We start from the raw sequence: 17860 nt of genomic DNA, 5'->3' as shown, positions 1-17860 counted from the left end.
ACGTCCTCTACGCCATGCTCCGCGACAAGATCGCCTACCAACCACGCCCAGCCACGCCGATCTCCGCTTGACGAAACCCATAGGGACACCCCCCCGCTCCGCCGATCTTGCGCTTTCGGTTGTCGACATGAGTGGGAAGCCCCCTTATGTCGGGACAGCAAGTGCAAGATCGGCGGGGAGTAGGGCCGGGACCGGGGAGCAGGGCCGGGACCGGGGTAGGGGGTGGGGGTAGGGGGCGGGGGGGCGTGATCGCGCGAGGTGCTACTTGGCGTTGAACACCGGTGGGGCGTAGCCGGCCGGCTTGTCGCCGATGCCGAGGCCGGGGCTCACCACCCAGGACTGGTACTGCGGGGTGAACATCACGTAGGGCACCCCGAGTTGCGGAGCGCTGGCCTCGTCGAGACGGCGACGCGCGTCGGCCGGGATCTCGAAGTCGAGCGCCTCGAAGTTGCTGCCGACCTGCTCGGCGCTGCTCGCACCGATGATCACCGAGGCCACTGCGGGTTGGGTGGCGACCCAGTTGATCGCGACCTGGGCCATGCTGCGGCCCAGTTCGGTGGCGACGCTCTCCAGGGCGTCGATGACCTGCCACTCGCTGGCGCTGACCTCGCGGCCGCCGGTGTCGGGATTGGTCAACCGGCCGGTCCCGCTCAGGCCGTCGCCGCTACGCCGGTATTTGCCGCTGAGCAGGCCGCTGGCGATCGGGCTCCATGCGGTGAGCCCCATGCCCATGGTCTGGGCCATCGCCACGTACTCCGCCTCGATGTCGTGGCTGACCAGGGAGTACGGCAGTTGCAGATTGATCATCGGGGCCAGGCCGTGCGCCTCGGCGTAGCTCTGCGCCCGGGTGGCGTACCAGGCCGGTACGTCGGAGAGGCCGGCGTACCGGATCTTGCCGGCGCGCACCAGGTCGTCGAGAGTGTGCACGACCTCCTCGACCGGGGTGATCCGGTCCCAGGTGTGCAGCAGGTACAGGTCGATGTAGTCGGTGCCCAGTCGGCTCAGCGACGCCTCGACGGCCCGCATGATGTGCTTACGGCCGTTGCCGCTCGCGTTCGGATCGCTCGGGTCGACGGTGTTGGTGAACTTGCTGGTGAGCACGAGCCGCTCGCGCACACCGGCCCGCTCGATCAGCCGGCCGAGGATCTTTTCGCTCTCGCCGGCGGTGTAGAAGTCCGCCGTGTCGATGAAGTTGCCGCCTGATTCCAGATACCGGCGGAAGATCGGCTCGGCCTCCTCCTCGGTCTTGCCGTACGCGGCGTGGAACCCGTCGACGCCGAAGTTCATGGTGCCCAGCGCCAGCCGGCTCACCCGCAGACCGGACCGCCCGAGCAGGTAGTAGTGGTTCATCGTTGTGTCCTCTCGATCACGTGGCGGCCCCGAGCGGACCGTTTTCCAGACCTTTGCTCGGCAAAATTGGACCTGCAAGTCCAAAAGCCGAGCTAGGGTCGGGCGGGCAGGCACGAGGGGTAATCGGTGAGGGAGGTCTCATGACACGGGCGCTGACCCGCAAGGGCGAGGCCACCCGGGCACGGATCGTCGCCGGCGCCGCCGCCGAGATCCGCGAGCGCGGCGTCGACGAGGTACGCCTTGAGGATGTGATGGCCCACACCGGCACCAGCAAGGGTCAACTCTTCCACTACTTCCCGGACGGGAAGGAAGAACTGCTGCTGGCGGTGGCCCAGCACGAGGCCGACCAGGTCCTGCTCGACCAGGAGCCGATGCTCAGCAACCTGACGTCCTGGCCGGCCTGGCTGGCGTGGCGCGACCGACTGATCGAGCGCTACCGGGCACAGGGGGTGAAGTGCCCGCTCAACGGTCTGCTCGGCCAGACCGGGCGACGGGCGCCGGGCGCGCAGGCGATCGTGACCGGGCTCATGTGGCGCTGGCAGAACGCGATCGCCGACGGCGTCCGGCACATGCAGTCGACCGGGGACATCTCCGCGGACGTGGACGCCGACCGCGCTGCCGCGGCGCTGCTCGCCGGCATCCAGGGCGGCGTACTCCTGCTGCTCTCCACCGGAAAGACCGACCACCTGGAAGCGGCCCTCGACCTCACCATCGACTCCCTGCGGGCAGGTGCCCGGACGGCCTGATCGTGTCACGATCCGCCCGTCGGACAACAGCTCGTCGAGCACGGGCGGGAGCTGAGCCGGAGCCGGCGCGGTTATTGTTGCGCCCGAGTTCTGGGAGATCGGAGCAGACGTGGCAGGTGACGACGACATCTCCGGGTGAGCACCCGGACCGGCCGCCGACGGGCGCGTGATCGCGCCTCCGTCGCCGCGGCCTCCGTCGTCATGTCCTGCTTCCGCCGGGGTGCCGGTGTGCGCCCCGGATCGTCGTTATCCGAGGTCCCCCATGTCTGTTCGACCTGCTCTCATCGCCCATGACCTCGTGCGGGTCCGCGGCGACCGCCGGGTGCTCGACGGCGTCTCCCTGACCGCCGCGCCCGGCCACCGGATCGGCCTGATCGGTGAGAACGGCACCGGCAAGACGACCCTGCTGCGGGTCCTGGCCGGCGTCGACGTACCCGACTCCGGCACCGTCACCCGTCCACCGGACGTCGGCTTCCTGCACCAGGAACTGCCGTTGCGGGCATCCGCCACCATCGCCGCCGTCCTCGACGACGCGCTGCGCGAGGCTCGCGCCGACCTCGCCGAGCTGGACCGGATCGGCGTCGCGCTCGCCGACGCGCCGGAGGGCACCGAGCAGCACGACCGGCTGCTGGCCGCGTACGGCGAGGTGCTGGAACGGGCGCAGGACCGCGACGCCTGGGACGCCGACCGGCGTGCCCGCACGGTCCTCGACGGCCTCGGTCTCGGCGGGCTGCCCCACGACCGCATGGTGGGTGCGCTCTCCGGTGGGCAACGTGGCCGGCTCGCCCTCGCGGCGACGTTGATCCGCCGGCCGAGCGCGCTGCTGCTCGACGAGCCCACCAACCATCTCGACGACGCGGCGGCGGCGTTCTGCGAGGACCAGCTCCGTGCCATGCCGGGGGTGGTCGTGGTGGCCAGTCACGACCGGGCCTTCCTGGACGCGGTCTGCACCGATCTCATCGACCTGGACCCGGCGGTCGACGGGCCGGTCCGCTTCGGCGGCGGCTACACGGCGTACCTGACGGCGAAGCGCGCCGAGGCGCAGCGGTGGCGGCGGCGCTACGACGACGAGCAGGCGCTCCTCGCCGACCTGCGCGAGGCCGCCGCCGTGACCGGGCACCAGGTCGCCCACGGCCGGGGTCCGCGCGACAGCGAGAGAATGGGGTACGGGCACACCGCCGGCCGTGTTCAGAACCAGATCTCCCGGCGCGTCCGCGACGCCGTCCGTCGACTGGAGACGATCGAGCGCGACCCGGTTCCGGTGCCGTCGGAGCCGTTGCGCTTTCACGCGACGGCGCTCGCCGTCGGCGACAGTGACAGCGTCATCGTCACGGCGGACCGACTGGAGGTTCCCGGCCGACTGCGGGTGGCGCACCTGGAGCTCAGGTCCCGCGACCGGCTGTTGGTGACCGGCCCCAACGGTGCCGGCAAGTCGACCCTGCTCGCCGTGCTGGCCGGCCGGCTGACCGGTGCCGGAATGCTCTGGCGACGACCGGAGCTGCGGGTCGGCCTGCTCACCCAGGACAGCGTCTTCGCGGATGCGCGGCGGACGGCCCGGCAGGTCTTCGACGCGGCCGTCGGGATGGAACGGGCCGATGTCGTACCGCTGTCGTCCCTCGGGCTGCTCGCCCCGGCGGACCTCGACCACCCGGTGGCCGACCTGTCGGTGGGACAACGCCGTCGGCTCGCCCTCGCGGTGCTCGTCGCCGATCCGCCGGAGCTGCTCCTGCTCGACGAGCCCACCAACCACCTCTCGCCGACGCTCTGCGACGAGTTGGAGGACGCGCTGGGCACCGGCCCGGGTGCCATCGTCGTGGCCAGCCACGACCGCAGACTCCGCTCCCGCTGGCCCGGCCGACAGCTCCGCCTCCCCACCTGAACCCCACCCCCACCCCCACCCCCCACCCCACCCCCCACCCCCCACCCCCCCACCCCCCAACTCCGAACTGTTGATCATGAAGTTATCGCCACGACACGCCGCCGTGCAGGGCAACAACCTCATGATCAACGCGGTGGGCGGGGTGGGGCGGGTGAGGCGGGGTGCGGTGGGGGGCGGGGGTGCGGGGGTGCGGGGTTGGAAACGTTTTCGTAACGGGCCCTTGACCTCTCCGCCATTTGCGGAGCAGACTCCCCGGAAACGTTTACAGCTACCGGGTGGAGGTGCCGAACGTGGGTCGTAAACGTTTACAGGAACCGGCGGACGGCCGGCCCACGGTGCACACCGTCGCCGCCCGCGCGGGCGTCTCCATCGCGTCCGCCTCGCGGGTGCTCAACGGCGTCGGCGGCAGCCCCGAGACGATCCGCAAGGTTCGTGAGGCGGCGGCCGAGGTGGGCTACGTGCCCAACGCGATCGCCCGGTCGTTGCAGTCCCAGCGCACCGGTCTGATCGCGCTCGCGGTGGAGGACATCGGCAACCCGGTCTACGTGGAGATGATGCGCGCCATCGAGGCCGTGGTCGCGTCCTCCGGGCGGCAATTGCTGGTGCACGCCACCGGCGGGCGGATCGACAACGAGACCGCTCTGCTGCGACGACTGGCCAACCGCTACGTGGACGGCATGATCGTCTCGCCGATCCGGGTCACCGACGACCACCTCACCGCGCTGGTGGACAGCCCGGTGCCGGTGGTGGTCGTCGGCCAGCTCGGCGCGGACGCTCCGATCGACAACGTGCGTACCGACTCGCGCCACGGCGTCGCGCTGGCCGTGGACCATCTCGTCGCCACCGGCCGACGGCGGATCGGTTTCGTCAACGGTCCGCTCGACACCGTTCCGGGCGCCGCCCGCGACGCCGGATTCCGGGCCGCCCTGACCCGCCACGGCATCCCGCTCGACGCCGACCTGATCGAGGTCGGCGACTTCCAGTACGCGGCCGGCCGCGCCGCCACCGAGCGACTGCTCGCCCGCGCCGACCCGGACGCCCTGGTCTGCGCCAACGACCTCATCGCGGTCGGCGCGCTGCACGCCCTGCTGGTCGCCGGCCGTCGGGTGCCGCAGGACGTCGCCCTGGTCGGCATGGACGACACCGAACTGGCCCGGATGATGTTTCCCCAGCTCTCCAGCGTCTCGCTCGGCTCGGCCGAGCGTGGTCGCCGAGCCGCCGAACTGCTCCTGCACCGCATCGCCGACGCCACAGTGCCGCCGCGACGCGAGCAGGTGCCACCAAGTCTCGTCGTTCGCGCGTCCAGCGCCGCGACCCTGCCGGTCCCTCGACCCACCGGCCCACCCACCACCCACCCGTCCAGCGAAGGGGTGACCGCATGACCACCCTGACCGAGCGGCCGGACGTCGAACGGGCCGAGCCGGCCCGCCGTCGCAACCGGTTCCGCTCCGACCGCACCACCATCTACCTTCTCCTGCTGCCGTCGCTGCTGCCGATCCTGGTGCTGTCGGTGTTTCCCCTGCTGCGGGGCATCTACCTCGGCTTCACCGACGCCCGCGCCGGTCGCAACGTCGAGGTCAGCTTCACCGGCCTGGCCAACTACCGGGACCTTCTCGGCGACGAGCTGTTCTGGAACTCCTTCAAGATCGGTCTTCTCTGGGCGGTCGGGGTGACTGTGTTGCAGTTCCTGCTCGCCCTCGGGCTGGCGCTGCTGCTCAACCAGCAACTGCGGTTCCGAGGTGTGGCGCGGGTGCTGGCCGTCGTGCCCTGGGCGATGCCGCCCGTCGTCGTCGGCATCCTGTGGAAGCTCGTCTACCACCCCGACGCCGGCCTGATCAACGAGTTCTTCCACCGCGTCGGCGCCGACGGACTGCGGACGAACTGGCTGGGCGACTTCAGCACCGCACTGCCCGCGGTGATCATCGTCGGGGTCTGGGCGGGGATGCCGCAGACCACTGTCGTCCTGCTCGCCGGCCTGCAGGGTGTGGGTCGCGAGCTGCACGAGGCGGCGGCGGTGGACGGGGCCAGCACCTGGCACCGGTTCCGGCACGTCACGCTGCCCGCACTGGCACCGGTGATCGTGGCGATCACCTCGCTGGACTTCATCTGGAACTTCAACTCGTTCGGCCTGGTCTACGTGCTCACCGCCGGTGGACCGGGCGGCAAGACGATGCTGCCGATGCTCTTCGCGTACGAGGAGGCGTTCCGCTACGGCAACTACGGCTACGCGGCGGCACTCGGCAACGTCATGGTCGTGATCATCATCGCGCTGCTCGCGGTCTATCTCCGTCGCCGGCTCAGGGAGGCGAACTGACATGTTCGGAAAACCGAGCCGCACGAGCCGGACACTGCAGTACCTGGCGCTCGCCGGCTATCTGATCTTCCTCGGGTTCCCGCTGGTCTGGCTGCTCTCCACGGCGTTCAAACCGCCGCGCGAGCTGGTACGCCTGCACCCGACGTTGATCCCGAACAACCCGACACTGCAGAACTTCGTGCAGGCGTTCACCGAACAGGAGCTGGGCCGGGCGGCGCTCAACAGCCTCCAGGTCTCCCTCGCCTCGGCGGTCCTGACCGTGCTGGTGGCCATGCCGGCGTCGTACGCGTTGGCCCGCTTCCGCTCCAAGCTCGGCACCGCCGCGCTGGGCTGGGTGCTGCTGTCCCAGCTCTTCCCGTTCGTACTGCTGATCATCCCGATCTTCCTGGTGCTGCGGCAGGTCGGTCTGGCCAACACGCACGCCGGGCTGGTGCTGATCTACGTGGTCTGGGCGCTGCCGTTCGCGCTGTGGATGTTGCAGGGCTTCGTCCGCAACATCCCGAGGGAGCTGGAGGAGGCCGCGTCGGTCGACGGCGCCACCCGGGTGCAGGTGCTGCGGCGGGTGGTCTTCCCGCTGCTCGCTCCGGGTCTGGTCGCGACAGCGTTGTTCTCCTTCATCTCGGCCTGGAACGAGTTCTTCTTCGCACTGGTGCTGATCAAGACCCCGGAGCTGGCGACCCTGCCGGTGGCGCTGGCCCGGTTCGTCGGCATCGAGGGCACCGCCCGGCTGGGTCCCCTGGCCGCCGGTTCACTGCTGGCCACGCTACCCAGCCTGATCTTCTTCGCGTTCATGCAGCGCCGGCTCTCGTCCGGGTCGCTCGCGGGCGCCGTCAAGGGCTGAACCGTCCCCCAACCACCACCAAGGAGGTAACCCCCCATGCTTCGTACCCGATTCCGCCGACTCGCGGCGGGCGCCGCGGTCGCGGTCGTCGGCCTCGGCGCGCTCACCGCGTGCGGCTCCGGCGGCGACGACGAGGCCGCGTCCGGCCCGGCCAAGCTGCGTTTCCTCAGCCTCGCCTGGCAGAAGGAGTCGCTCCAGGTCAACAAGGACCTGGTCGCCAAGTGGAACGCCGAGCACCCGGACATCCAGGTCGAGTACGTCCAGGGTGACTGGAACTCGGTGCACGACCAGTTGCTCACCTCCTTCGAGGGCGGCGACGCGCCGGACATCGTGCACTACGAGGCCTCCTCGATCGGGGAGTTCAGCAAGCAGGGCTACCTGGCCGACCTCTCCGACCTGGTCTCCGACGACCTGAAGGGGCAGATCGACAAGGGCATCTGGGACACCGCCACCGTCGACGGCAAGGTCACCGGCGTGCCGTTCCTGCTGGAGTCGCAGGTCGTCATCGCCAACAAGAAGCTGCTCGACGCCGCAGGTGTCGCGGTGCCGCCAGCCGACGGCGGCTGGACCTGGGACGAGTTCCAGGCCAACGCGCAGAAGCTCACCAAGCCCGGCCAGTACGGCGCGGCGTGGGCGTTGAAGTCGCCGACCAACCGGGTGCTGAACCTGGCGCTCAACTACGACCGCACGTTCTTCTACGGCGACGGCGGCAAGACCGAGGTCAAGGTCGGCGACGCGGAGAAGGAGGTCCCGAAGCGGATCCACGACATGCTCTACACCGCCAAGTCCGCCTCCCCGGAGGCGCTCGGCATGAGCGGCGCGGACACCCTGCCCGGCTTCTTCGGCGGGAAGTACGCGATGCTGCCCGGCTCGGTGTCGCTGCGTCAGCAGATGGTCGAGCAGGCGCCGGCCGGCTTCGAGTGGGTCACCCTGCCCCCGATCAAGGGACTCTCCACCAAGCAGGCCGCCAACCCGCAGACGCTGTCGATCTCCGAGGACAGCAAGCACAAGAAGCAGGCCGCACAGTTCCTGGAGTACTTCCTGAACCCGACCAACATGGCCGCCCTGGCCAAGGGCGACTGGCTGGTGCCGACCGGCAAGCAGGCCAACGAGGAGTTGGTCAAGCTCACCGACGGCAAGCAGGGCTGGGACGTCGCCGCGGACAGCGCCACGGACCTGACCGTCGCCCCGTTCCAGCAGGCCGACGGCTACCCGGAGTGGAAGACCAAGTACGCCACCCCGGCCCTCCAGCAGTACTTCGCCAACAAGATCACCCTCGATCAGCTCGGCACGCAGCTGGTCGACGGTGGCAAGCAGGTTCTGAGGTAACGACATGTCACTCTTGCTCGACACATCGGTCGGTTGCCTGGTCGGCGCCGCGGTCGGAGACGCCCTCGGTGGCGCCACCGAGACGGCGCTGCCCGAGCAGATCCGCACCCGCTTCGGCGGCTGGGTCGAGGGCATCGTGCCCCCGTACCACGCCGACTGGGCCACCGCGCGACCCCTCGCGCCCTACCACAAGGGCGACGGGCACCTCACCGACGACACGTTGATGACCCACGCCCTGGTCCGCGCGTACGCGGCCAAACGGGACCACCTCGATGCCTTCGACGTGGTGGACCTGCTGGTTCCCGACCTGATCGAGCGGGTGGTGTACATCCCCGACCTGGAGCGCGACGGGGTGACCTTCCACCGGCTCGCCGCCGCCGAACGGTGGCTGGTCACCCGACTGCACCACGCCCACGCGGACCCCCGCGAGGCCGGGGTCGGCAACATCGTCAACTGTGGCGCGGCCATGTACATGGCACCGGTCGGCATCGTCAACGCGGGCGACCCGGCCGGGGCGTACGCCGAGGCGGTGGAGATCGCCGGCGCGCACCAGCACAGCTACGGGCGGGAGGCCGCCGCCGTGTTCGCGGCCTCGGTCGCGGCGGCCGCGACCCCCGGCGCGGGCGTCGAGGACGTCGTCGCGGCGGCGCTGGACCTGGCCCGCGACGGCACCCGCGCGGCCATCGACGCGGTGGTCAAGGAGGCCCGCGGCCACCACGACTGGAAGCAGGCCATCCCCGCGCTGCGGGCCGCGGTCGCCCCCTACGACACGGTGGGGGAGGAGTACCGCAGTCCCGGCCTCGGCGCGCGGCGGCCCAGTCGCCTGCACGCCATCGAGGAACTGCCGGTGGCTCTCGGCATGCTCGTGGTGGCGGGCGGCGACTTCCGGGCCGCGGTGCTCGGCTCGGTCAACTACGGCCGGGACGCCGACTCCACCGCCACCATGGCCGCCGCCATCGCCGGGGCGCTCGGTGGCGCCGACGCGGTGCCGGCGGAATGGTCCGACGTGGTCGCCACCGCCTCCAGGACCGACCTGGTGGAACCAGCCCGGGTCCTCGCGACGGTGGCCGGCGAGGTCTTCGAGCGCGACCAGGCCCGCTTCGCCCGCCGGGCGGAGCGGTTCGCCGGGCTGGCCGCCGGTGCCACCCGGGGGGTTGGGGGCGAGACCCGGTGAGGATCACCTGGGTTCAGCCGGAGGACCTGCTGCCGCACGAGCTGGCTGCCAGCCGGGACGAGGGGCGTGACGTCGCCGCGATCGCTCAACGGTGGACGGCGGCTGGCGGGGACCTGACCCCACCGGTCAGCGGGGCGTCGGTGAACCCGGCGTCGCCGCAGCTGCGGGCCCTCGCCACGGAGCTGCTGGACGCCGCCGACGCGTTGCCCGCCGTCGACACCACCGACGAGGCCGACGACCTGACCTCGCTGCGTGCTGGGTGGCCGACCACCTGGTCGCTGCCGACCGAGGCGGCGTACGACCGCCTGCACGGCGGGTGGCTTGGCCGGGCGGTCGGCTGCCTGCTCGGCAAGCCGGTGGAGAAGATCCCCCGCGAGGGCATCCGGGAGATCCTCACCGCTACCGACCGGTGGCCACTGCGTGACTGGTTCACCGGGAAGGGGCTCCCGGCCGACGTGGCCGCCCGTTGGCCGTGGAACCGGCGCAGCGCGCCGACCAGCCTCGCCGAGAACATCGACGGGATGCCCGAGGACGACGACCTGAACTACGCGTTGCTGGCCCTGCGCGTGCTGGAGACGCACGGTCGGGGCTTCACCAGCGCCGACGTGGCGCAGGCGTGGCTGGACTGGCTGCCCGGCGGGCGGGTCTTCACCGCCGAGCGGGTGGCGTACCGCAACCTGCTGCTCGGCTACCCGCCGCCGCAGAGCGCCCGCCGGCACAACCCGTTCCGGGAGTGGATCGGCGCGCAGATCCGCACCGACGTGTACGGCTGGGTCAACCCCGGCCGGCCGTACCGCGCCGCCGAACTGGCGGTGCGCGACGCGACGGTCAGCCACGTCCGGGGCGGGGTGCACGGCGCGCTCTGGGCGGCGGCGTTGGCCGCCGCCGCACCGGTGGCCGACAGCATGGACGAGGTGCTGGACGCCGCCGAGGCGGTCCTGCCGCCGAACAGCAGGTTCGCCGCCACGGTCCGGGAGGCACGCGCCCTCGGCGCGGGCACCGACGACTGGGAACGCGTCGTCGACGAGCTGTACGCACGACACGGCCACCTGCACTGGGTGCACGTCCGCAACAACGCGGCGCTGGTGGCCGCCGCCCTGGCGTACGGGCGGGGGGACCTGGAACGGTCGATCACCGCTGTGGTCAGTGGTGGCTGGGATACCGACTCGACCGGCGCGACGGTCGGCGCGGTGACCGGAGCGCTCACCGGCGCGTCCGGGTTGCCGCAGCGTTGGGTCGCCCCGCTGCGCAACCGGCTGGCCAGCAGCATCGCCGGCTTCGACGGGATCGGCTTCGACGAGCTGGCCGAGCGGACCCTCGCCCTGGCACAGCCGGCGACGGAAGGGGGCGTGGCATGAGCGCGCGGGTGGCGGTGGTGGGCAGCAGCAACCTGGACCTGGTGGTCACGGCGTCGCGGCTGCCCCGTCCCGGTGAGACGGTGCTCGGCGAGAACTTCCGGACCGTACCCGGCGGCAAGGGCGCCAACCAGGCCGTAGCCGCCGCCCGGGCCGGTGCGGCCTGCGACTTCGTGGGCGCGGTGGGCGACGACGAGTTCGGTACCCGGATGCGGGCGAGTCTCGTCGACGCCGGCGTGGACGTCCGTGGTCTGCGGACCGCCGCCGGCCCCTCCGGTGTCGCGTTGATCGCCGTCGACCGGGACGCGGAGAACTTCATCCTGGTCGCGCCCGGTGCCAACGGAACGCTGACTGAGCTGGACGCGGACGACCGGGCGACGATCGCGGCGGCCGACGTGCTGTTGCTGCAACTGGAGGTGCCGCTGAGCGCCGTGCTCCAGGCGGCGAGCTGGGCCCGCGTCGACGGCACCACGGTGGTGCTGAACGCCGCGCCCGCCGCCGCGCTGCCGGCCGTCCTGCTCGACCTGGTCGACGTGCTGGTGGTCAACGAGCACGAGGCGGCGGTCGTTGCCGAGGTCGCTTCCGACGACCCGCCGGTGCTGCTCGACGCCCTGCTGAAGCTGGTGCCCCGGGTGGTGCTCACCCTCGGCGCGCGCGGGGCCGCGTACGCCGATCGACACGGCCTGCGACTCGCGGTCCCGGCGCCGCAGATCGACGCGGTGGACACCACCGCCTCCGGTGACGCGTTCACCGGAGCGCTCGCCGTGAGCTGGGCCGAACGGGGCGGCGCCAGCAGCGAGGACACCGTCACCGCCAGCCTGCGCTGGGCCTGCGCCGCCGGCGCGGCCTGTGCCCAGCGGCCCGGAGCGTCCACCGCCCTGCCCGACCGGCCGGTCATCGACGCCCTCTACGACACGACCTACCGAGGTGCACCGTGAGCTTCAACCCGTACGTCCCGCGCCCGATCGACCGTCCGACCGAGGTGCCGTTGGGCGGGCACGCCGACCTGAGCACCCTGGACGAGGCGAAGATCTTCGCCGCTCCCGCCGACCCGGCCGACTGGCCTGCCTGGCGGGAACAGATCGCCCGGTGGCGGGTCGATGCCCGGGAGCGGATCGGCTACGTCGGCGAGCACTACGACGAGATCGCCGGTGACTGCTTCAGCGTCTGCCTGGCCTGGCTCTGGGACGAGACGCTCTACGACCACGAACGCGGCGTCTTCACCGTCGACGAGTTCCTCGACGCGGCCGGGCGGGACTTCGGCGGCTTCGACGGGGTGGTGCTCTGGCACGCGTACCCGGTCATCGGCCTCGACGACCGCAACCAGTTCGACTGGTACCGGGACGTGCCGGAGCTACCCGATGTGGTGCGCGCGTTCCAGCAGCGTGGGGTGCGGGTCTTCGTCGACTACAACCCGTGGGACACCGGCACCCGGCGCGAGGTGGGCAGTGACGCCGAGGAGGTCGCCACGCTGGCCGGCAAGCTCGGCGTCGACGGGGTCTTCCTGGACACCCTCAAGGAGGGCGCCGGGGAGCTGCGCGCCGCGCTGGACGCGGTGCGCCCCGGCATGGTCCTGGAGGGCGAGAGCCGGGTGCCACTGGCCCGCATCGCCGACCACGCCATGTCCTGGGCGCAGTGGTTCGCCGACTCCGAGGTGCCCGGCGTGCTGCGGGCGAAGTGGTTCGAGCGACGGCACGTGCTGCACCACACCCGGCGCTGGCACCGCGACCACCTCGACGAGCTGCACTCCGCCTGGCTCAACGGCGTCGGCGTGCTGGTCTGGGAGAGCGTCTTCGGCGTCTGGGTCGGCTGGAACGAGCGCGACCGCGCGGTGCTGCGGGCGATGCGCCGGGTGCAGGGCAGCCACGCGGCGTGGTTGCGCGCCGAGGACTGGGTGCCGCTCGCCGACCACCCCGGCGACGGCCAGGTGTACGCGTCCCGCTGGACGCACGACGACGAGCCGCTGTGGACGGTGGTGAACCGGGGCGCGGACCACGACGGCCCGTGGCTGGTCGCCGACCCGAGCGCTGGCCGAGACTTCGTCGACCTGGTCACCGGTGCCGCGTTGACCGTCACCGAGACCGCCGACGGAAGACTGGCGGTGGGCGGCCCGCTCCCGGCCGGCGCGATCGCGGCCGTGGCGCGCGGACCCGCCTCCGCGCACCGGCACGAGCCGCCGACCGGCGACCCGTCCTTCCCGGCCCGCGCCGCGGTGCGCGTCCGTACGCCATGGGCGCCCCGACCGCAGGTGCCGCCGGGCCTGGTCGCCGTCGAGGGCGGCCGGCACGACCTGGTCGTCCGGCACCGGGTACGGGAGACCGGGCTGTACGGCGAAGCGCCCTACGTCGACGAGTGGAAGCCCTTGCCGCCCCGGCTGCACCACCCCGGCACGCTGCGGCGCAGTGTGCGGCTCGGCCGGTTCGCCATCGCCGTGCACGAGGTCACCCACGGCGAGTACGCCGAGTTCCTGCGCGCCGCCGACTACGTTCCGGTGCGCCCGGAGCGGTTCACCGCCGGCTCCGGTCCGGCCGACGCCCCGGTGACCGGGGTCGAGCTGGCCGACGCGCGGGCGTACGCGGCGTGGGCCGGACTGCGACTGCCCACCGAGGACGAGTGGCAGGTCGCCGCCGAGGCGGGGCTGCTCGTACGGCGGGAACCGCTGGTCTGGAACCTGACCGAGAGCGAGCACTCCGACGGTCGTACCCGCTTCGCCATCCTCAAGGGCGGCGCCCAGTACCGGGCGCAGGGCTCCGACTGGTACCTCGACGGCGGCCCGCAACCGGCGGACGTGTCGGTGAAGCTGCTGCTCACCGGTGCCGGCCTCGCCCGCTCCGAACAGGTCGGTTTCCGTTGTGCGGCCGACCTGCCGGAGGTGACCCGGTGACCGCGCCACTGGACGGCGTCAAGGTCGTCGACCTGGCCACCCTCTTCGCCGGGCCGCTCGCGGCGGCGTTCCTCGGTGACTTCGGCGCGGACGTGATCAAGGTGGAGCATCCGGCCAAGCCGGACCCGTCGCGGGGGCACGGCCCGGCCCGCGACGGTGTCGGGCTCTGGTGGAAGGTGCTCGGCCGTAACAAGCGCACCGTCACCCTCAACCTGTCCGACCCGGACGGCGCCGCGCTGCTCCGTCGGCTGCTCGCCGACGCCGACGTGCTGGTGGAGAACTTCCGCCCCGGAACCCTGGAGCGGTGGGGGCTCGGCCCGGCCGAGCTGCACGCCGTCAACCCCCGGCTGGTGATCACCCGGATCAGTGGGTTCGGGCAGGTCGGCCCGTACGCCCGCCGGCCCGGCTTCGGCACCCTCGCCGAGGCGATGAGCGGTTTCGCCGCGGCCACCGGGCAACCGGACGGGCCGCCCACGCTGCCCCCGTTCGGGCTGGCCGACTCGGTGAGCGCGCTCGCCGCCGCGTACGCGGTGATGCTCGCCCTGCGGGCCCGCGACGTCACCGGCGCCGGGCAGGTGGTCGACCTCGCCATCATCGAGCCGATCATGGCGATGCTCGGGCCGCAGGTCACCTGGTACGACCAGCTCGGCTACATCCAGCCCCGGCTGGGCAACCGGTCCAACAACAACGCCCCGCGCAACACCTACCGCTGCGCCGACGGGCGCTGGGTGGCGGTCTCCACCAGCGCGCAGAGCATCGCCGAGCGGGTGCTGCGACTGGTCGGCCGCGGCGAGCTGATCGACGAGCCGTGGTTCGCCACCGGCAGCGGGCGGGCCGCCCACGCCGACGAGTTGGACGCGGCAGTGAGCGCCTGGGTGTCGCAACGGGACCGCGACGAGGTGGTGGCCGCGTTCGAGGAGGCCCAGGCCGCGGTCGCCCCCGTCTACGACGTGCGCGACATCCTCGCCGATCCGCAGTACGCCGCGCTGGGCACCGTGCGCACCGTGCCCGACGAGGAACTGGGCGAGGTGCGGATGCAGAACGTGCCGTTCCGCCTCACCGAGACGCCCGGCGAGATCCGGCACGCCGGCCGGCGGCACGGCCAGGACACCGACACGGTCTTCGGCGCGCTCGGCCTGAGCGCCGAGGAGTTGGCCGCGCTGCGCGAGCGGGGGGGTGCTCTGATGCTGTTGAGCTGGCTCTACGTACCCGGCGACCGCCCGGACCGGTTCGCCAAGGCGGTCGCCTCCGGTGCCGACGCGGTCATCCTCGACCTGGAGGACGCCGTCGTCGCCGGACGCAAGGCGTACGCCCGGGACGCCGTCGCCGAGTTCCTCACCGAGGCGCACCCGGTGCCCGTGCAGGTCCGGGTCAACGAGCTGACCGGCCCGGACCTCGATGCCGACCTGGCGGCGGTGGCCGACCGCCCCGGGGTGGCCGGGCTGCGGCTGCCGAAGGTCGAGTCGGCCGCGACGCTGGCGGCCCTCGCCGAGCGGGTCGACGTGCCCCTGCACCCGCTGATCGAGTCGGCGGCCGGGCTGGAGGCCGCGTACCCGATTGCCGCCGCCCACCCGGCGGTGGCCTCGATCGGGCTCGGTGAGGCCGACCTGCGCTCGGATCTGGGGGTGAGCGACGACGACGGGCTGCTCTGGGCGCGCGGCCGGGTGGTGGTCGCGGCCCGCGCGGCCGGTCTGGCCCCGCCGGCCATGTCGGTGTACGCCGACGTCGTCGACCTCACCGGTCTGGCCGCCTCCTGCGCGGCGGGCCGACGGCTCGGCTTCCTCGGCCGTGCGGCGATCCACCCACGCCAGCTCCCGGTGATCGTCGACGCGTTTCGCCCGGCCGATCGGGAGGTGGCTCGCGCCGCGGAGCTGCTGGCCGCCGTGGCGGACGCGCACCAGCGGGATTCAGGGACCGTGGTGCTGCCCGACGGTCGCTTCGCCGACCGGGCGATGGTGGCCGCCGCCCGGCGCGTCGTCGACCTCGCCGCCCGCTACGCCGCCTGAGCCGCGCCGGCTGCTCCTCCAGGTCGTCGGTGTGGTCACCCGCCTGCCAGCGTCGGCCCCGCCCGGCCGCCCACTGAACGCGCCGCTACGCGGGGTCGAGGTGATCGAGCCGTTTGAGGTCGGCGGTGCCGGACCTCACCACGGCCGCCGCCAGCGCGACGGTTGCCGGCTGGACCCCGCTCTGCTGCTCCGCGGTGGCGATCCGGACCGACTGTGCGAGATGCGCCCGCAGGTGCCCGGCGAGCAGGCGGTGAAACGGCTGCCCGTTGGCCGCCCGCAGCGCGGCCATCTCCTGCGCGGTGGCCATGCCCGGCATGTCGTGGCCCTCGTGCGGATTCGTGGTCGGGGCGGCGGCGTCGGCCAGGAGCCGGCGGGCGCGTTCCAGATCGGCGCGTCGGGTGTTGGCCACCTGGGTGGCCGTCTGCCGCCAGGCCGGGTCGGTGGTCCGCCCCGGCACCAGATCGAGGACGGGCAGCAGGCGTTCGGTCATCGCCACGGTCAGTTGCAGCCAGGCGACGTCGGTCGGGTTGAACGCCGTACCCGTGGGGGTCGGCATGGTCGTCGCCGGTGGCGCGGCCACGGGTGGTGTGGCGGTGCTGACCGCCTCTCGTGGCCCGGGGCCGCAGCCGGCGACGAGCAGCACGGCGATGAGCACCGAGGACGCTGCGGGCTGGCGCATCCGATCTCCCTTCCCAACCAGGGCGGGCGGGCCCGGGTGACCGGACCCGCCGCCGTGGTGTGGAGCTGTCGCTCAGATCGGTCGGCCGTCGTGACCGCACTTGATGACGGGACGGATGCAGTCCTGGACCCGGCGGGCCAACTCCGCGACCGGCCAGGCGTTGAAGAAGTCGCCGTGCATGGTGTAGCCCGGCCCGGAGGCCAGCCGGAACCGCGACGGATCGCCGGTGACCGGGTACCGCAGCACCTGGCGCAACTTCGGCACGTGCACCGGGTGGGTGCTCGGGCAGGCCTGGTTCACCGGGTACGCCAGGTGGCTCTTGTGGTCCGGCGAGTCGAGGTCACGGCCGTTCCAGCACTGCGGGAAGTCCAGGTACGACTCCAGCATCGTGCCCGACGGGCAGTTGACGAAGTCCTTCGACGGCGGCACCTGCCCGGCGTGCAGGCAGGACCAGCGGGCGATGCTGTCGTTCGGCCCGGTGGCCTTCGCGTTGCCGGCGACGAGCCGCAACCCCTGCGGGAACGGCTGGGTGTTCGCGACGACGTCGGCGCGTACGCCTTCGCCCAGGTAGTAGAACGTGGCGATCGCCGGCTCCACCGCGACGTTGTCCCGGTACAGGGTCGGCACCCAGTACGACGAGACGTCTACCCGCGGGTTGCAGGTGGTGGGCGAGTTGACCAGGTCGGGGAGGGTGGTCCTGGCGTTCGTCACAGTGCGGCCGAAGAAGCTGTGCATGTGCGACGCCCCGGGCAGCCCGGGGAAGACGATCGGGTCGTCCGGCAGCCGGTGGCTGTAGGTGCAGTCGGCGGGGAACTCGGCGACCCGGATGGCGTTGGCGCCGAAGTCAGCGCCGGCTTGGCTGGGGGCGGCGTCGGCCCGGTTGGTGGTGGACACCAGGTATGTGCCGAGTAGCACCAGCAGGGCGCCGATCGCCGTGGCGAGGCGCAGTCGGCGGGGGATGCCGGAGAGGGATGCGGCCCTGTCCATCGTGACTCCTGTCGGGGGACGGGTCAGGGACAGCTCCGGCGCCGCCGCCGAAGGCATCGGAGTTGTGCCTGGCCAGACTGGGTGGTGGCCGGTTGGGCCGGTGCGAGAGAGCGCTCTCACTGCCCCCAGCCTCGCGCCGAAGTCGACAACTGTCAATACGTGCCGCAGATGGTGGAAAGACGACGAAGGGCCGGGCCCCTTGTGGGGTCCGGCCCTTCGGTGTGTGCTCGGGTGGGTCAGCTGGTGGCGTAGCCGCGGGTGGCGATCCAGTCGGCGAGGTGTTCGACGCTGATCTGGTAGGCGGCCTGGTTGGGGT

At 72.3% G+C, this 17860-nt stretch carries 14 protein-coding genes; 11 read left to right on the top strand and 3 right to left on the bottom strand.

Annotation, left to right across the window (positions count from 1 at the left end):
- Nucleotides 1–261 precede the first annotated feature (261 nt).
- On the bottom strand, nucleotides 262–1350 hold the full coding sequence (locus ACIBEF_RS31090; RefSeq protein WP_396796945.1) for an aldo/keto reductase: 1089 nt from the start codon (nucleotides 1348–1350) through the stop codon (nucleotides 262–264).
- Between the two features lie 140 nt (nucleotides 1351–1490).
- Between ACIBEF_RS31090 and ACIBEF_RS31085 the strand changes: the two genes are divergently transcribed.
- The 11 genes from ACIBEF_RS31085 to ACIBEF_RS31035 all read left to right on the top strand — a co-directional run bounded on the left by ACIBEF_RS31085 (nucleotide 1491) and on the right by ACIBEF_RS31035 (nucleotide 15878).
- Entirely contained in the window at nucleotides 1491–2096 is a 606-nt protein-coding gene (locus tag ACIBEF_RS31085; protein ID WP_396796943.1) for a TetR/AcrR family transcriptional regulator, read from the top strand.
- A gap of 262 nt (nucleotides 2097–2358) precedes the next feature.
- Nucleotides 2359–3975 carry an ABC-F family ATP-binding cassette domain-containing protein gene (locus tag ACIBEF_RS31080; protein ID WP_396796942.1) on the top strand — a complete coding sequence of 539 codons (1617 nt, stop codon included), beginning with the start codon at nucleotides 2359–2361 and terminating at the stop codon, nucleotides 3973–3975.
- Between the two features lie 290 nt (nucleotides 3976–4265).
- Complete coding sequence (locus tag ACIBEF_RS31075; RefSeq protein WP_396796941.1) at nucleotides 4266–5357, top strand: LacI family DNA-binding transcriptional regulator; 1092 nt, start codon at nucleotides 4266–4268, stop codon at nucleotides 5355–5357.
- Complete coding sequence (locus ACIBEF_RS31070; protein WP_355010245.1) at nucleotides 5354–6289, top strand: sugar ABC transporter permease; 936 nt, start codon at nucleotides 5354–5356, stop codon at nucleotides 6287–6289. Before ACIBEF_RS31075 ends, ACIBEF_RS31070 begins: the two co-directional genes overlap by 4 nt.
- A gap of 1 nt (nucleotide 6290) precedes the next feature.
- Entirely contained in the window at nucleotides 6291–7130 is an 840-nt protein-coding gene (locus ACIBEF_RS31065) for a carbohydrate ABC transporter permease (RefSeq protein WP_396796939.1), read from the top strand.
- A gap of 36 nt (nucleotides 7131–7166) precedes the next feature.
- A complete protein-coding gene (locus ACIBEF_RS31060) occupies nucleotides 7167–8459 on the top strand; it encodes an ABC transporter substrate-binding protein (protein ID WP_396796937.1) in 1293 nt (430 codons plus the stop codon).
- Nucleotides 8460–8463: 4 nt separating this feature from the next.
- Nucleotides 8464–9633 (top strand): ADP-ribosylglycohydrolase family protein, encoded by a 1170-nt coding sequence (locus tag ACIBEF_RS31055; protein ID WP_396796936.1) that lies wholly within the window; start codon nucleotides 8464–8466, stop codon nucleotides 9631–9633.
- Nucleotides 9630–10991, top strand: coding sequence for an ADP-ribosylglycohydrolase family protein (locus tag ACIBEF_RS31050; protein WP_396796935.1), 1362 nt, complete (start codon nucleotides 9630–9632; stop codon nucleotides 10989–10991). Before ACIBEF_RS31055 ends, ACIBEF_RS31050 begins: the two co-directional genes overlap by 4 nt.
- Nucleotides 10988–11926: a ribokinase gene (locus ACIBEF_RS31045; RefSeq protein ID WP_396796933.1), complete on the top strand. Its 939-nt coding sequence runs from the start codon at nucleotides 10988–10990 to the stop codon at nucleotides 11924–11926. The genes ACIBEF_RS31050 and ACIBEF_RS31045 overlap by 4 nt, the downstream gene beginning before the upstream one ends.
- The gene (locus tag ACIBEF_RS31040; protein WP_396796931.1) at nucleotides 11923–13872 is read left to right on the top strand and encodes an SUMF1/EgtB/PvdO family nonheme iron enzyme; all 1950 of its coding nucleotides are present in this window, start codon (nucleotides 11923–11925) and stop codon (nucleotides 13870–13872) included. The genes ACIBEF_RS31045 and ACIBEF_RS31040 overlap by 4 nt, the downstream gene beginning before the upstream one ends.
- Nucleotides 13869–15878, top strand: a complete 2010-nt coding sequence (locus tag ACIBEF_RS31035; RefSeq protein WP_396796930.1) for an aldolase/citrate lyase family protein — start codon at nucleotides 13869–13871, stop codon at nucleotides 15876–15878. Before ACIBEF_RS31040 ends, ACIBEF_RS31035 begins: the two co-directional genes overlap by 4 nt.
- A gap of 85 nt (nucleotides 15879–15963) precedes the next feature.
- Here ACIBEF_RS31035 and ACIBEF_RS31030 read toward each other — a convergent pair whose 3' ends face one another.
- Nucleotides 15964–16557, bottom strand: a complete 594-nt coding sequence (locus ACIBEF_RS31030) for a DUF305 domain-containing protein (protein WP_396796928.1) — start codon at nucleotides 16555–16557, stop codon at nucleotides 15964–15966.
- A 72-nt stretch (nucleotides 16558–16629) separates the two neighbouring features.
- Nucleotides 16630–17544: a DUF1996 domain-containing protein gene (locus ACIBEF_RS31025; protein ID WP_396796926.1), complete on the bottom strand. Its 915-nt coding sequence runs from the start codon at nucleotides 17542–17544 to the stop codon at nucleotides 16630–16632.
- Nucleotides 17545–17860 lie beyond the last annotated feature (316 nt).

Origin of the sequence: Micromonospora sp. NPDC050795, assembly GCF_044456785.1 — a bacterium.
Taxonomy (GTDB): Bacteria; Actinomycetota; Actinomycetes; order Mycobacteriales; family Micromonosporaceae; genus Micromonospora.
This window is presented reverse-complemented; position numbering and strand designations above follow the sequence as displayed.